This window comes from Micromonospora sp. NPDC047521 (assembly GCF_055587305.1).
Genome location: NZ_JBVJGN010000013.1, coordinates 67,580 through 82,649, shown reverse-complemented (window position 1 = coordinate 82,649; position 15,070 = coordinate 67,580). Strand labels below are relative to the sequence as shown.

Annotated in this window: 10 protein-coding genes; 4 read left to right on the top strand and 6 right to left on the bottom strand. The window is 70.1% G+C overall.

Annotation, left to right across the window (positions count from 1 at the left end; all coding sequences use genetic code 11):
* Positions 1–143 precede the first annotated feature (143 nt).
* The 3 genes from ACZ6N8_RS25040 to ACZ6N8_RS25030 all read left to right on the top strand — a co-directional run bounded on the left by ACZ6N8_RS25040 (position 144) and on the right by ACZ6N8_RS25030 (position 6,004).
* Positions 144–3,305, top strand: coding sequence for a hypothetical protein (locus ACZ6N8_RS25040; RefSeq protein WP_466012959.1), 3,162 nt, complete (start codon positions 144–146; stop codon positions 3,303–3,305).
* A gap of 93 nt (positions 3,306–3,398) precedes the next feature.
* Positions 3,399–5,351 (top strand): sensor histidine kinase, encoded by a 1,953-nt coding sequence (locus ACZ6N8_RS25035; RefSeq protein WP_466012958.1) that lies wholly within the window; start codon positions 3,399–3,401, stop codon positions 5,349–5,351.
* The gene (locus ACZ6N8_RS25030) at positions 5,348–6,004 is read left to right on the top strand and encodes a response regulator (RefSeq protein ID WP_466012957.1); all 657 of its coding nucleotides are present in this window, start codon (positions 5,348–5,350) and stop codon (positions 6,002–6,004) included. Before ACZ6N8_RS25035 ends, ACZ6N8_RS25030 begins: the two co-directional genes overlap by 4 nt.
* Positions 6,005–6,073: 69 nt before the next feature.
* On the opposite strand, the gene ACZ6N8_RS25025 is transcribed toward ACZ6N8_RS25030, so the two are convergent.
* From ACZ6N8_RS25025 to ACZ6N8_RS25015, 3 genes are all read right to left on the bottom strand, one after another.
* Positions 6,074–6,688: a lytic polysaccharide monooxygenase auxiliary activity family 9 protein gene (locus tag ACZ6N8_RS25025; RefSeq protein WP_466012956.1), complete on the bottom strand. Its 615-nt coding sequence runs from the start codon at positions 6,686–6,688 to the stop codon at positions 6,074–6,076.
* A gap of 225 nt (positions 6,689–6,913) precedes the next feature.
* Positions 6,914–7,495, bottom strand: a complete 582-nt coding sequence (locus ACZ6N8_RS25020) for a hypothetical protein (RefSeq protein WP_466012955.1) — start codon at positions 7,493–7,495, stop codon at positions 6,914–6,916.
* 367 nt (positions 7,496–7,862) lie between these two features.
* Positions 7,863–8,528, bottom strand: coding sequence for a TetR/AcrR family transcriptional regulator (locus tag ACZ6N8_RS25015; protein WP_466012954.1), 666 nt, complete (start codon positions 8,526–8,528; stop codon positions 7,863–7,865).
* A gap of 101 nt (positions 8,529–8,629) precedes the next feature.
* Here ACZ6N8_RS25015 and ACZ6N8_RS25010 point away from each other — a divergent pair, with 101 nt between their 5' ends.
* Positions 8,630–9,601 carry an SDR family NAD(P)-dependent oxidoreductase gene (locus ACZ6N8_RS25010; protein WP_466012953.1) on the top strand — a complete coding sequence of 324 codons (972 nt, stop codon included), beginning with the start codon at positions 8,630–8,632 and terminating at the stop codon, positions 9,599–9,601.
* Here the strand turns inward: ACZ6N8_RS25010 and pflA are convergent.
* The 3 genes from pflA to ACZ6N8_RS24995 all read right to left on the bottom strand — a co-directional run bounded on the left by pflA (position 9,580) and on the right by ACZ6N8_RS24995 (position 15,039).
* Positions 9,580–10,329 carry a pyruvate formate-lyase-activating protein gene (pflA, locus tag ACZ6N8_RS25005; protein WP_466012952.1) on the bottom strand — a complete coding sequence of 250 codons (750 nt, stop codon included), beginning with the start codon at positions 10,327–10,329 and terminating at the stop codon, positions 9,580–9,582. The two genes, ACZ6N8_RS25010 and pflA, sit on opposite strands and share 22 nt — an antisense overlap.
* Positions 10,329–12,566: a formate C-acetyltransferase gene (gene pflB, locus ACZ6N8_RS25000; protein WP_466012951.1), complete on the bottom strand. Its 2,238-nt coding sequence runs from the start codon at positions 12,564–12,566 to the stop codon at positions 10,329–10,331. Before pflB ends, pflA begins: the two co-directional genes overlap by 1 nt.
* Positions 12,567–12,663: 97 nt before the next feature.
* Positions 12,664–15,039, bottom strand: a complete 2,376-nt coding sequence (locus tag ACZ6N8_RS24995) for a phosphoketolase family protein (protein WP_466013028.1) — start codon at positions 15,037–15,039, stop codon at positions 12,664–12,666.
* Positions 15,040–15,070 lie beyond the last annotated feature (31 nt).

The window sequence follows — 15,070 nt, the reverse complement described above, 5'->3', positions numbered from 1 at the left end:
GCGCGTGGAGAACCGGACGCGACCGCGTACCGAAATCCCGCCCGCCCGGGACACCTGCCCCTGGTTCGCGGGACGGCTCACTTCGGACACTGCGCCTGCGTCCGCCGGTCGGCGGACGCGGAGCAGACCAGGAGGATCCCGAAGTGCGTGTGCTTTTGAGACCGGGCCGGCGGGGCGGGCGCCTGCGGGTGTTGTTCGCCGCCGTCGTGGCCGCGGTCGTGGTGCTGACGCAGAGTCCGGCGGTCGCCGCCGATCCGGTGGACTACCAGGCGGCCCGGTTCCACGACGGAGCGTTCTCCGCCTACATGCGGGCGCACAACAGTGGGGTGGCCGGGCTGAAGAACCTGGTCCTCACCGCCGAGCTGCTGGACTGGCGCGAGCGCAACCCCTCCGCCAGCCGGGACGACGTGGTGCGGCACATGGTGGCGACCCGGCAGGCCGTGAACGCGGCGGGCATCTCCGACACCTCGGCCCGGACCACGTACGCCACGGTCATCAAGGTGATCGACGCGGTCTCCGGGGTGCCCGGCGTGTCGATCGGGACGCCGATGGTCAAGGCGTTGCTGGACGCCACCATCGGCGGCACGATCAGCGCGTCCGCCGAGGTCGAGGACGCGGTGACCAGCGCCTACCAGAACTACCGCTGGATGGACGCGCTGTACGCGGTCCAGGAACGCGCGTGGGGGCAGCTCACCCGGGCCGCGGCACTCGACGCCGACCTGGCTGCCGCCTGGGACGGGGCGATCGGCGCGCAACTCAACGTGCGGGCGACCGCCACCACCGAGCAACTGCTCGCCGACCCGCTGCTCGCCACGTACGTCAACACCGAGGCGATCCTGGAGCATCTCGGCAACGAGCAGGCGTACCTGGCGGCGCTGCGTACCGAACTGCGCGCCGCCCTCGACCGGGTCTCCGGTCAGAACAGCGAGATCCTCGACCGGATGGCCGCAGCGGACCTCAAGTACCCGGTCGGCCCGGGGCCGAAGCCCACCCCGCAGGACTACACGAACGCGCTCGCCGAAGCCGCCAGCCGCCAGGTCGCCATCGACGCGGCCGGCTCTGCCGTCGGCATCCTGGCCACCCTCGCCGGCTTCGCCGACGAGAAGGCAGGCAAGGACGTCCTCGCGATCGGCAAGGCCGCGATCAGCATCGCCACCGCGATCAACCAGTACCTCCCGACGGTCGTCGGCCTCGGCCTCAGTGACGCCATCGGCTCGCTGAGCACCGTGATGCTCACCGGCAACGTGCTCGGCGCGGTGATGACGCTCGCCCCGATCTTCTTCGGGTCCGGTCCCACCGAGCACGAACTGGTCATGCAGGAGATCGGCAAGCTGCGCGAGCAGGTCGGTCAGCTGCGTACCGAGATGCACGACCGGTTCGACCGGGTCGAGGCGATGCTCACCGCCATCTACGACGACGTCATGTCGATCATGCAGCGGATGAGCAACGACCTCGGCGGGGTGATCCGCGACCTCGACGCGATCAAGCGGCAGATCTACGGCCTGGAGACCCGGGTGGACCAGCTCAGCCTCTCCATCCAGGAGGCGCTGAAGAAGAGCGCGCTCAACGATGCCGAGTACGTCACCAACACGTTCGTCGGCTACAAGATCCGGACCGGCCGGACCCTCTCCGTTCCGCAGTACGACGAGACCGAGGGCCGTCTCTTCACCGCCGCCACGTCGATCAGCACCGGGGCGCCGTTCGTGTTCACTCCCGCGGAGTGGTCCCAGCCGAACGTGGACCCGGTCCGGGTGCTCGACGAGAAGAGCCCGTACGGGGCGATCGACTACCTGTCCTACCTGGCGCGCACCTGGGACCCGAACTACCCGGCCACCAGCAAGGTGCCGCACGCCGGAGTGTGGACCATGTCGGCGCGGGCGTTCAACGCGTTGGCCCTGGAGAATCCGAGCCTGGCCGGGGACATGGCCGGCGACGACTCGTTCGCCGGTCGGATCCGGCGTGCCGGGCAGGGCATCGTCGACGCCGGCAGCCGGTTCAGTGAGCCCACCTCCGACGGACACCGCAACGCGCTGTTCACCGGGTTGGTGGACAACTACCGGGGCGCGGTCAACGCCCAGTCGGCGGAGATGCGCCGGCTGCGCGACACGGTCACCGGCGGCGGATACAACCCCTGGTACGGCCCGGACCAGGCGCCCCCGGTACGGCTGTCCAACACGCGGGAGTACTGGTCACCGACCCTGGACCAGCAGGGCCGACAGGTCAAGAGCTACAACGCCGACAGCCGGATGTCCGGCTGCGCGCCGTTCAGTGGTCTGCCCCGGGTGCTGATGCCGGCCAACGTGCGCCTGGCCGACCTGCCCAACGCGTTCCAGTTGCTCGCGCACGGCACCAAGGAGCGGTTCGAGCCGCATTTCCGGCTCTGCTACGACGCGGAGTTCGTCAACCACGTCACCACCACCGGACCCCGCCTGGAGATCACCAAGGCCGATCTCCAGCTCACCGTGCACGCGCAGATGAGCCTGGACCAGGGCGGCTTCTGGATGGACGTGCGCACCTGGCGCAACACCAGCCCGGCGGGCATCATCTGCTCGTGGAGCGTGCGGGGTGATCTGCCCGACGGCTACTGCCACGACGAGGCGTACGTGATGCGGTACGAGGACGGCGGGCACCGTGCCGCGTTCGAGGCGGGGGCCGGGTTCGCCGACAATCCGGAGCGGCTGACCATCGCCCGGACCAAGGCGGACCGGATGCTCTGGGGCAAGCAGAAGCAGTACTACCAGGTGGTCAACGACGCGTTCGCCGACCCGACGTCACCGCTGCGGGCCAGGAACAAGAAGATCACCGAGGCGCTGCGGCTGCTTCAGGCGTACACCAAACTGGGTTTCCCGGTGGCGCTGGAGGCGGACGGATCGCTCGACGGGCATCTCTTCGGTGATCTGCTGCTGCCCAGCGACTACCGGCATCCGGGCGCACCGGTCGGCCGGGAGACACCGCAGACGAACATCATCCAGGCGTACGGGACAGCCGAGGCCAACTACGCCCCGTGCACCCAGGCCGCCGCCGGCGATCCCTGCCCGGACGCGACGACCGAGATCGACCCCCGGGTGGGGCAGAAACCGATCTACTCGCCGACCTGCTCGGGCGCGGACAGCCCCGGCTCGCCGAACGAGTATCTCGGCAACTGCATCCACGCGGTGGCCATCGAGCGGGCCGGGCACCTCGCCGACCTGTACGAGACGTACTCGCAGCGGCTCGCCGCGAACGTGTACGTCGAACGGCTGCCCCAGGTGACCTCGGTGCTCGACCAGATCCGGGTCACCGGCACCGCTGTCGCTCAGAGTTGACAGTGGCGGGGGCCGGTTCGGACCGGCTCCCCGCCAGCTCCGGCCGGGCGGGGGATCTCACCCGCCCGGCCGGACCGGCACAGTGGACTGGACATGTCGAACGTTCCCAGGTCACACCGGGTCGCCGCCTGGGCCGTCCTCACGGCCACCGCGGCGCTCACCGTCGGTGCTGTCGTCGCCTGGTGTGTCGCGCTGCCGGCGTTCACCGCCACTCAGCTGTATTCGCTCGTCGACCTGATGGACGGTGTCGTCTACGGCGGTGTGGCCTGGCTCGTGCTGACCCGGCAGCGGACCGGCAGCACGATGGCCGGCTGGATCGTCGCCAGCGTCGCGCTCGGCGGCTCGCTGTCCGCGTTCGCCGCCCAGTGGACACTGCTGCACCCGGGACCGGCCTGGCTGCTCTCGGCTCACCACTGGGCGTGGGTGCCGGGCCTGTACGCCCTGGTCGTGGTGATGCCGTGGCTCCTGCCGGACCGGCGCTGGACAACTGTCGACCGGGTCGCCGTCGGGGTGGGCCTCGGCTACCTGGCGCTTCTGGTATTGCTCCTGGCCACGGGGCCGCCGCCCGTCGGGCTGTTCCCGCTGCCGTCCGGCGTACGCGACGTGCGGGACACGCTTGCCCGCCCGCTGGCGCCGGTGTTGCCGTACGTGCTGGTGGCGCTCGGCCTGCTCGCCGCGGCAGGGGCGGCGTGGCGGTGGCGACGGGGCCCGGCCGACCAGCGCCACGGCATGGGCTGGGTGACCACCGGAAGCGTGTTGCTGACCGTCGCCTTCCTGGTCACCGTGCTGCCCCCGGTGGTGCCGGCGACCGTGCCGGCGCTGCTGATTCTCGCCTCCCAGGCGTTCTTTCCCGCCGCCGTCGCCGTGGTGGTGCTGCGCCAGCAACTGTGGGGCCTCCGGCTGGCGGTGCGCCGGACCCTGGTCTGGTACCTGATGACCGGGGGAGTGGTAGGCGCGTACAGCGTCTCCGTGACAGTGCTCGACCGGCTGTTGCCGATCACCTCGCCGGTGCCGCAGCTCCTCGTCACCGGAGTCATCGCGGCGGCGTTCCAGCCGGTGCGGGAGGCGGTGCAGCGCCGGGTGGACCGGCTCGTGCACGGGGAGGGCCCGGAACCGCTGCTGCACCGGGTCGCGCACAGCCTGGGCAATCCGAGCGACGTCGGTACGGCCGTCGCCGCAGCGCTGCGGTTGGCCGAGGTCCGGGTCAGCACGGACGGCCCGGAGCCGCCGGCGTACGACGGCGGACCGCCGGTGACCGTACCGCTGGTCAGCGGCGAACGCCTGGTCGGGCACCTGCACGCCTGGCCACGTCCCGGTGAGCTGCTCGGCGCCCGGGTGACCGAGGCGCTCACCGGACTGGCCCCGGTGGTGGCAGCCGTCGTGGATCTGGCCCGGACGAACCGCGACCTGAGCCGCTCCCAGCGGCGGTTGGCAGAGGTACGTGACGAGGAGCGGCGAGCGCTGCGGCGGGATCTGCACGACGGGCTCGGGCCGGCGTTGAGCGGCATCGCGCTCGGACTGTCGGCCAGCCGCAACCTGCTCACCCGTGACCCGCGCCGCGCGGACGAGTTGCTGGAGCGACTCATCGTCGAGCTGACCAGCCGGGCCGAGGACGTCCGGGACCTGGCGCACGGGCTGCTGCCACCTGTGCTCGCCGACGGCGGGCTCGGCCCGGCGGTGGAGTTGCTGCGCGAGCGCTACGCGCTGGCCGGCCTGACAGTTGTCGTTCGCGTTCCGGTGCCGCTCGAACCTCTCTCCGACGCCGTCGCCACCGCGGCGTACGGCGTGACCGCCGAGGCGCTCCGCAACGTTCAGCGGCACGCCGGGGTGCAGCGGTGCGTGGTGACCCTGGATCGTGGCAGGGACAGGTTGCGGGTCACCGTCACCGACAACGGTCGGGGTCTGGCCGCCGGCGCGATGGGCCCGGGGGTGGGTATGCACGCCATGCGGGAACGCGCCGACGGTGTCGGCGGGACTCTGAACGTCGCCCCGGCGCTGCCCCGGGGCACCACCGTGTGTCTGAGAATTCCGTTGGAGCCGTTGTGACCGCACCGATCCGGGTCGTCGTGGTGGACGACCATCCCGTCTTCCGGTTGGGCATGAGCGCCCTGCTGTCCACCCTCGACGGGATCGAGTGCGTGGGGGAGGCCGCCACCGTGGCCGACGCGTTGACCCTCGTGGCCCGCGTACGTCCGACTGTGGTGCTGATGGACCTGCACTTCGGGCAGGACTCGGGTATCGCGGCGACCCGGACCCTCACCAGCGATCACCCGCAGGTGGGGGTGCTGGTGGTGACAATGCTCAACGACGACGCGTCGCTTGTTGCGGCGATGCGTGCCGGCGCGCGGGGGTACCTGCTCAAGGGGGCGACCGCCGCGGACGTGGAACGCAGCATCCGCGGCGTGGCCAGCGGCGACCTGGTGCTGGGCGCGGCGGTCGCCGGCCGGGCCAATCTGCTCTTCCGCGCCGGGTCGGCCGGCCCGGCGCCCTTTCCCCAGCTCACCGAACGGGAACGCGAGGTGCTCGACCTGTTGGCCCGAGGGCTGCCCAACGACGGCATCGCCCAACGCCTGGGGGTGAGCCCCAAGACGGTACGCAACAACGTCTCGACCCTGCTGGTGAAGTTGCGCGTGGGCACGCGTGCCGAGGCGATCGCCCTGGCCCGCGACGAGGGACTCGGCGCGCCGCTGCCGGGGTGACCGGCCCGGGCGGCAACACTCCGGCCCAGGACGACGACGCCCTGGGCCGGAGTGGACCGGTCCTGCCGATCAGGTGATGTTGATGTCGCTGCACCACATGTAGGTCTGGTCCATGTGCGACGCCTTCCAGATCACGAACAGGACGTGGCTTCCGGAGCGGCCGGAGACCGAGACGTTGAACGAGATGTTCTGCGCCGGCGCGTACCGCCCGGTCGTCGTGATCAGGTCGAGGTTGCCCCACCCGAGCCGCTGGGTGGCCGGGTTGAACCCCTGCTTGGTGACGTAGACCCGGAAGTAGTCAGCACCGTGGCTGGCCTGGTCGTACATCTGGACCGTGAAGTTGCGGCCGACGGTGGTCGCCTTCCAGGCTCCGGGCTGGTTCACCGCGTCGTTGCGGGAGAGGGCGTTGCTGCACAGCTGTCCGTCAGGGGTGCGGGCCTGGAACTGGCCGGCGAGGCCGTCCCGCAGCTGGCTCATCCAGTTCCACATGGTGTCGGGGTTGGCCTGGAACGCCTGCCAGCACATCGGGTCCTGCTGCTGCATGGCCGGGTTCGTGTGTTGGTTGCCCCACGTCTTCCAGCACTGGTACGCGCGACTCGCCGGGTTGATGACGGTGCCGTGGGCCTGGGCCGCGCTGGTCCACGGCAGCGTCCCGACCACCATGGCGAACAGCAGGACGAGCACTCGGAGGGACTGGCGGACGGTTGACCGGGATCGCCCGCCGGATAGATCGGACGTGTGTGGACGCACTGTTCATCCTCCGTTCTTCGGGACTGGAGATCAGATTGGGAACGCTCCCAGACAACTGTTACATCCATGGCTGTAAATATCAACGTTGATCTACCTAAAGTCGGATGTGGATCGAGTTGACCGTTATTACCGTCGGGTAGACCCGGCCGACCGGCATGGTCACAGCCCGGCTGCGGCGTCGTACCTGCGGCGCTGGTCGGCCATCTCCGACGGGGTCAGCGCCTCCTTGAGCGCCAACTCCTCGTACCTGTCCGGGAACATCTCCCGCAGCCGGTCGACGAACCTGACGTCGGCGGTCGCCTCGACCACCTGGATGCCCGGTGGTTCGGTGGTCATGTCCATGATCACGGGGCCGGCCAGCTTGACCGCCACGTCCCAGGGGCGCTTCGGCTCGGCGATCCCGCAGAGGTGGAAGCCGTAGACCGTCCGTACGTCGGCGAGCGCGGTGACCTCGGCCGGTTCGTAGCCGTAGACGCGGACCCCGCAGATCACCGGCGGCTTCTTCTCCTCGGTGGCCGCCTGCTGGGCGCTGTGCCCTGCGTGGTTGTGCTGCCCCGGGTCCGCCTGTTCGAGTGTGGTGCGCATCCGGCTCACGATCTGCCCCTGTAGATCCGCCGGCTCCGTCCTTGGGTCGGCCCGGTTGAGGAGCACGACAGTGCCGGCCGACACCGCCAGCAGGGTCACCCCCACCCACACGAAGCGGTTGCGGTACCAACCCGCGAGACTCTCTCGGGAAATCATTGCTGTTTTTCACCTCGTCGCCGGTTCTGGTGCGCTGGCAGGCCGGATCGGGCACCCCGGGTGAGGTCGGACGTCGAGCGCGTCGGCCGTCGAGGGCGCGTACCGGGGATGCGGACGCGGGCGGGGATGGCTGCCCGTCGTCACGGAGGTGGCCCGGCGGTGCGGCATGCGGGTGCCCGTCAAAAGCGGCACGCTGCCGGCGCTGTGATGCTCCCGTGCTTGCCGTTCCCAGCACGGTTGCCCCCGCGCCGCGGCGATGTGAGCCATTCCAACACGGTTGGACCCGCTCTGGCAACATCGATGACCATCAGCGTGGATTCGGGTTCGGCCGCCGTCTGTCGTTGCGGTCTGGCCGGTGCGTCGCGGGTCAGCGGCGGGGTAGCGCGCCCAGAAGGGTCGCGGTCAGGGCCTGCTCCAGGTAGTCCCCCAGTTCCAGGTGGAAGCGGGCCAGTTCCGGTTCGGCCTGGTAGGCGGCCCGCAGGCTGGGTGGGGGTGTGCTGTACGCCGACACCGCCCCGGCCATCACCATGGTCTGCAGGCTGAACAGTGTCGCGTTCTCGCCCAGTTCCGGCAGGTGCCTCTCCACCAGGGCGGTCATGGTGGTCAGGTGCTCCAGGGAGGCGCGCTTGTAGCGTGCGACGACCTCGACGGAGACGTTGTGCTCCAGGACGCTGCCCTGCGCGCCGAAGAGGTCGCACATCACCCGCTGGCCGGAGAGTGAGCGGCTGAGGATCGCGGCCACCGCCGTCGCCCGCTCGGTCATCGGCAGGCTGTCGTCGATGCCGGCGGCCAGCTCGCCCGCCAGTTCCGTAAGCCACTCCGCCAGGAGGCGGTCCAGCAGCTCCAGCAGCACCGCCTCGCGGGACTCGAAGTAGCGCAGCACGTTCGGCTTGGCCAGGCCCACCCGGCGACTGAGCTCGTTCAGGGTCACCGAGGTCACGGACATCTCGTCGAGCATCGCCGACGCCGTGTCGAGAATCGCCCGGCGGCGGATCTCCCGCTGCTCCCCGCTTCGCGCCCGCTGGAAAGTCACGATCACAGCCTAACTTACGTACCGCCGGTACGTTGACAACGTACCGGCGGTACTTTACTGTCGTCGGTACAAGATACCGACGGTACGTTAGGGGCAGGGACATGAACCACACGTGGACGACGGCAAGCATTCCGGACCAGCGCGGACGGGTGGCGGTGGTGACCGGCGCCAACACCGGCCTGGGGTACGAGACGGCCAAGGCGCTCGCCGAGCGAGGAGCGTCAGTGGTGCTCGCCGTCCGCAACGTCGAGAAGGGCGAACAGGCCGCGGCCCGCATGACAGGCGACGTGACAGTGCAGGCGCTGGACCTGACCTCGCTCGACTCCGTCCGTGCCGCCGCGGCGGCGCTGCGGTCCCGGCTCGACCGGCTCGACCTGCTGATCAACAATGCGGGCGTGATGTACACCCCGAAGCAGACCACCCGGGACGGCTTCGAGATGCAGTTCGGCACCAACCACCTCGGCCACTTCGCGCTCACCGGGCTGCTGCTGGACCTGATGCTGCCGGTGCCCGGCTCACGCGTGGTGACGGTCAGCAGCACCGGCCACCGCATCCAGGCCGCGATCCACTTCGACGACCTGCAGTGGGAGCGGTCGTACAGCCGGGTCGCCGCCTACGGTCAGGCCAAGCTCGCCAACCTGATGTTCACGTACGAACTCCAGCGCCGGCTCGCCCCGCACGGCACCACAGTCGCGGTGGCCGCGCACCCCGGCATCTCCAGCACCGAACTCGCCCGCCACGCCCCCGCGCTCCTGCGGCTTCCGATGACCTGGCTCGCGCCGCTGGTCGGTCAGGCGCCGGCGATGGGCGCGCTGCCGACCCTGCGTGCCGCCATCGATCCCGCCGCGCTCGGCGGCCAGTACTACGGCCCCGGCGGACGCGGCGAGATCAAGGGTCACCCCCGGCTCGTCACCTCCAGCCCCGCGTCGTACGAGGTGGCCGTCCAGCAGCGGCTGTGGGCCGTCTCCGAAGACCTCACCGGGGTGACGTTCCCCGCCGTTCAGTCCGGGCCACACACCCGATCCGCCGGCTCGACCGGGCCGGTGGGCGGTCAGTACACGGTCAATCCGTGATCGCGGAACTGGCCACGGACCCGACGCAGCAGCGCCTCATCCGGCGGCGGCGTGTCCGCCAGCGGGAACGGCAGGCCGAGGGCGGCGTACTTCTGGGCGCCGAGCCGGTGGAAGGGCAGTACCTCGACGCGTTCGACGGTGGGCACGCCTGCCGCGATGGACGCGACGGCGTGGACGTTCAACGGGTCGTCGGTGAGGCCGGGCACGAGGACGAAACGGACCCAGATCGGCGTGCCCCGGTCGGCCAGGCGGTGCGCGAACCGCACGGTCGGAGCCAGCCGCCCGGTGCGGGTCACGGTCCGGTAGGTGCCCGGGTCGCCGGATTTGATGTCGAGCAGAACCAGGTCGGTGGCGTCCAGCAGGGCATCGTCGGCGCGCTCGCCGAGCAGGCCGCTGGTGTCCAGGGCGGTGTGCAGCCGCAGGTCCTTGCAGCGGCGCAGCACCTCGCGGGTGAAGACGGGCTGTTGCAGCGGTTCGCCGCCGCTGACTGTGACGCCGCCGTGGGCGACCTTCAGGAAGCGTTCGTAGCGCCGGATCTCGGTGAGCAGGTCGTCGACCGAGGTGGGCTTGCCGTAACGGCGGTACTGGGTGTCGGGGCTGTGGCAGTAGAGGCAGCGCAGCGGGCACCCGGCCAGGAACGCGACGAACCGGGTGCCCGGCCCGTCCACTCCGGTGGAGATGTCGAAGGAGTGGAGCGAGCCGGTCACCGGCGCCGTGACGACGGTCATCACAGCGACCCGTGGAAGGTCCGGGAGATGACGTCGCGCTGCTGCTCGGGGGTGAGCTTGACGAAGTTCACCGCGTACCCGGAGACCCGCACGGTCAGCTGCGGGTACCGCTCCGGGTGGGCCATGGCGTCCTCGAGCGTCGCCCGGTTCAGCACGTTGACGTTCATGTGGAAACCGCCGCCGTCGGTGTAGCCGTCGAGCACTCCGGCGAGGTTGGTGATCCGCTCGTCGCGGGCGTGGCCGAGGCCGTCCGGGGTGACGGTGATGGTCAGCGAGATCCCGTCGCGCGCGCTGCGGTACGGCAGCTTGGCGACCGACAGCGCGGCGGCGACCATGCCGTGCCTGTCGCGGCCGTTCATCGGGTTCGCGCCGGGCGCGAACGGCTCGCCGGTGCGCCGCCCGTCGGGCGTGTTGCCTGTGTGCTTGCCGTAGACCACGTTCGAGGTGATCGTGAGAACCGAGAGCGAAGGCTCGGCGCCACGGTAGGTGGGCTGCCGCCGGATCTTGGCCATGAACCGTTCGACCAGGTCGACGGCGATCGCGTCGGCGCGGTCGTCGTTGTTGCCGAAGGCGGGGAAGTCGCCGTCCACGGCGTAGTCGACGGCCAGACCGTTCTCGTCGCGCAGCACCTTGACGTGGGCGTGCCTGATGGCGCTCAGGCTGTCCACCGTGACCGACAGGCCGGCGATGCCGGTGGCGAGGAAGCGGTGCACGGGGTAGTCGTGCAGGGCCATCTCGAGGCGTTCGTAGGCGTACCTGTCGTGCATGTAGTGGATGACGTTGAGGGCGTCGACGTAGGTCTCCGCCAGCCAGTCCAGCGTCCGGTCGTACGCAGCCAGGACCTCGTCGTAGTCGAGCACGTCGGCGGTGATCGGCTCGGCGACGAATACCTGCTCGCCGGTCATCTCGTCGCGGCCGCCGTTGATCGCGTACAACAGGGCCTTGGCGAGGTTGGCGCGGGCGCCGAAGAACTGCATGTCCTTGCCCACCCGCATGGCCGACACGCAGCAGGCGATGGCGGTGTCGTCGCTGTAGGCCTGCCTGATCAGGTCGTCGTTCTCGTACTGGATGGCGCTCGTGTCGATCGAGACCTGGGCGCAGAACAGCTTGAACCCTTCGGGCAGCGCGGGCGACCACAACACGGTCAGGTTCGGCTCCGGGGCCGGACCCAGGTTGTACAGGGTCTGCAGGTAGCGGAAGCTCGTGCGGGTGACAAGCGGGCGGCCGTCGCAGCCGATCCCCCCGAGCGCCTCGGTCACCCAGGTCGGGTCGCCGGAGAACAACTGGTCGTACTCGGGCGTCCGCAGGAACCGGATGATCCGCAGCTTGATGACGAAGTCGTCGACCAACTCCTGCACCTCCCGCTCGGTGAGCAGGCCCTCGGCGATGTCGCGCTGAAGGTAGACGTCGACGAACGTGGCGGTCCGGCCCAGCGACATCGCCGCGCCGTTCTGCTCCTTGGTGGCCGCCAGGTAGGCGAAGTACAACCACTGGATCGCCTCGCGGCCGGTGCCCGCCGGGCCGGAGATGTCGCAGCCGTACCGGCTGGCCATCAGTCGCAGCTCCTCCAGCGCCCGGATCTGCTCGGCCAACTCCTCACGGTCGCGGATCACGTCCTCCGACGACAGGTGGGCGTCGAGCGACGCCTTGAGCGCCTGTCGCTCGGCGATCAGGCGGTCCACGCCGTACAGCGCGACGCGCCGGTAGTCGCCGATGATCCGGCCACGACCGTACGCGTCCGGCAGGCCGGTGATGATGTGCGAACGGCGGGCGGCCTTCACGTCGGCCGGGTAGGCGTCGAAGACACCGTCGTTGTGCGTCTTGCGGTACCGGCTGAAGATCGTCCGCACGGCCGGGTCGAGGGTGAAGCCGTACGCCTTGAGCCCGGCCTCCACCATCCGCAGCCCACCGTTCGGCATGATCGCGCGGCGCAGCGGTGCGCTGGTCTGCAGGCCCACGATCAGCTCATGGTCCTGGTCGAGGTAGCCCGCCTCGTGCGAGGTGATCGTGGACGGGGTCTGGACGTCCACGTCGTGGACCCCGCGACGGCTCTCCTCGACGAACAAGTGCTGAAGCTGGCCCCAGATCCGCTCGGTACGGGGCGTCGGCCCGGTCAGGAAATCCGGCCCACCGGTGTACGGCTCGACGTTGTCGTGGATGAACCCGCCGACGTCGACCGTCTCGCGCCAGCCGGTGCCGCGGAACCCGCGCCAGGCTTCGTGGGATGTGGTGGCCATTGCCCCTCCTTCGTCTCCTCCCAGCCTTGCCGAGCGACAACCCGCGGTTCAGGGCCAGAGGTCCCGGACGGGTCGGGACCGTCCGGGACCTCTGGCCTCAGCCGCGTTCGGCCCAGTCGCCGAGCGCCCAGTCGCGGACCTCGGGCATGTCCTCCAGGTGCTCCACCACGTACGTCTCGTGGCGGTCGAGCTGACTCTGGCACCACGCCTTCAGGTCCGCGGCGCCGCGCGGGAGGCGCTTGGCGTTGTTGATGGCGTCCATCACGAGGTGGTACCGCGACGCCCTGTTGCGCACCGTCATGTCGAACGGGGTGGTGGTCGTGCCCTGTTCGATGAAGCCGCGGACACGGAACCGGTCCGCGTCCGGGCGGCCGTGCACGAGTTGGTGGATCGCGCCGGGGTAGCCGTGGAAGGAGAACACCACGTCGACGGTGTCGGTGAACAGCTCGGTGAACAGGGTCTCGCTCATGCCGTGCGGGTGGTCCTTGGGCCGGACCAGGGTCATCAGGTCGACCACGTTGACCACGCGGACCTTGAAGCCGGGCAGTCGGTCGCGCAGGATCTGCGCCGCCGCGAGCGTCTCCATGGTGACGACGTCGCCGGCGCAGGCGAGGACGATGTCGGGGTCGCTGGTGCCGTCCTCGGTGCCCGCCCAGTCCCAGACACCCGCGCCGCGGGCGCAGTGCTCGACCGCCTTGTCCATCGAGAGGTACTGCAGCTGCGGCTGCTTGTCGATGACGATCAGGTTGATGTACGACCGCGACCGGAAGCAGTGGTCGGCCACCGACAGCAGGGTGTTGGCGTCCGGCGGCAGGTAGACCCGGGCGACGTCGCCGCGCTGGGTGAGCACCACCTGGATCAGGCCCGGCCCCTGGTGGGAGAAGCCGTTGTGGTCGTTGCGCCACGCCGTCGAGGTGAGCAGCACGTTGAGGCTCGGCACCTTCTCGCGCCAGGGCAGGTGCTTGGCCTCCTGCAGCCACTTGCCGTGCTGCACGGTCTGCGAGGCGCTGACCATGGCGAACGCCTCGTACGTGGCGAACATGCCGTGCCGGCCGGTCAGGTTGTAGCCCTCCAGCCATCCGTGGCAGTTGTGCTCGCTGAGCACCTCCATGACCCGGCCGGCTCGGCTGATCGCCACATCCTCCGGCGTCACCCGCTCCATGAAGGCGCGGTCAGAGACCTCGAAGACGGAACCGAGTCGGTTGCTGTTTGTCTCGTCGGGACAGAACAACCGGAATCGGTCGGGGTTGCGGGTGTAGATGTCCCGCATCATCTCGCCAAGCTTGCGCGTCGACTCGGCCCGCCGCTGCGCGGGCCGGGGCACGTCGACCGCGTAGGCACGGAAGTCCGGCAGGTCCAGATCCCGGGTCAGTCTCCCGCCGTTGGCATGCGGGCTGGCGCTCATCCGCAGGTCACCGTCGGGGGCCTGGTCCCGGACCAACGCCACGGGCGCGCCGGCGGCATCGAACAGCTCCTCCGGACGGTACGACCTGAGCCAGCGCTCGAGCAGCGCGAGATGCTCCGGGTTGTCCTTGACGCCGGACAGCGGGACCTGGTGTGACCGCCAGGTCCCCGTGACGGTGATCCCGTCGACGGAGTCCGGCCCGGTCCAGCCCTTCGGTGACCGCAGGACGATCAGCGGCCAGACCGGGCGGGTGCCGTCCCAGGAACCGTCACGGGCGGCGGTCTGGATGTCGCGGATCCTCGTCCAGGCGGTGGCGAGGGCGGCGGCGAAGCGGTGGTGCATGCCGGGCAGGTCGGAGCCCTCGACCTCGATGACGTCGTAGCCGTGGCCCCGCAGCAGGTTGCGTACCTCCTCGGGATCCTTGCGTCCCAGCACGGTGGGACCGGAAATCTTGGCGTCGTTGAGGTGCAGGATCGGCAGGACCGCGCCGTCGCGCTCGGGGTTGAGGAAGGACACGCCCTTCCAGGAGCCCTCCAGGGGCCCGGTCTCGGCCTCACCGTCGCCCACCACCGCGATGGCCAGCAGGTCCGGGTTGTCCATGACCGCGCCGAACGCGTGGACCAGGACGTAGCCCAGCTCGCCGCCCTCGTGGATGGAGCCGGGGGTGGTCACCGACACGTGCGACGGGATGCCGCCGGGGCTGGAGAACTGCCGGAACAGCCGCAGCATCCCGGCCTCGTCCTGGCTGACCTGCGGGTAGATCTCGCTGTAGGTGCCCTCCAGGTAGCCGGCGGCCACCAGTGCCGGGCCGCCGTGGCCCGGGCCGGCCAGGTAGATCGCCTGCTGACCGGTGTGCCGGATCAGCCGGGAGACGTGCGCGTAGATCAGCGACAGGCCGGGGCTGGTTCCCCAGTGACCGAGCAGGCGCGGCTTGATGTGCTCGGCCGACAGGGGTTCGCGGAGAAGCGGATTGCCCTGTAGGTAGATCTGTCCGATGGTCAGGTAGTTGTTCGCCCGCCACCACGCGTCCAGACCGGCGATGTCGGTGTCGTCGAGCTCGGCGAGCATGCGGGGTTCGGATACGACCGCCGTCACGGTG

Excerpts from the sequence above, each read along its gene's own strand:
- ACZ6N8_RS25010 (WP_466012953.1), top strand. The coding sequence starts at position 8,630 with ATGAACCACACGTGGACGACGGCAAGCATTCCGGACCAGCGCGGACGG.
- pflA (WP_466012952.1), bottom strand. The coding sequence starts at position 10,329 with ATGACCGTCGTCACGGCGCCGGTGACCGGCTCGCTCCACTCCTTCGAC.
- pflB (WP_466012951.1), bottom strand. The coding sequence starts at position 12,566 with ATGGCCACCACATCCCACGAAGCCTGGCGCGGGTTCCGCGGCACCGGC.
- ACZ6N8_RS25035 (WP_466012958.1), top strand. The coding sequence starts at position 3,399 with ATGTCGAACGTTCCCAGGTCACACCGGGTCGCCGCCTGGGCCGTCCTC.
- ACZ6N8_RS25020 (WP_466012955.1), bottom strand. The coding sequence starts at position 7,495 with ATGATTTCCCGAGAGAGTCTCGCGGGTTGGTACCGCAACCGCTTCGTG.
- ACZ6N8_RS24995 (WP_466013028.1), bottom strand. The coding sequence starts at position 15,039 with ATGCTCGCCGAGCTCGACGACACCGACATCGCCGGTCTGGACGCGTGG.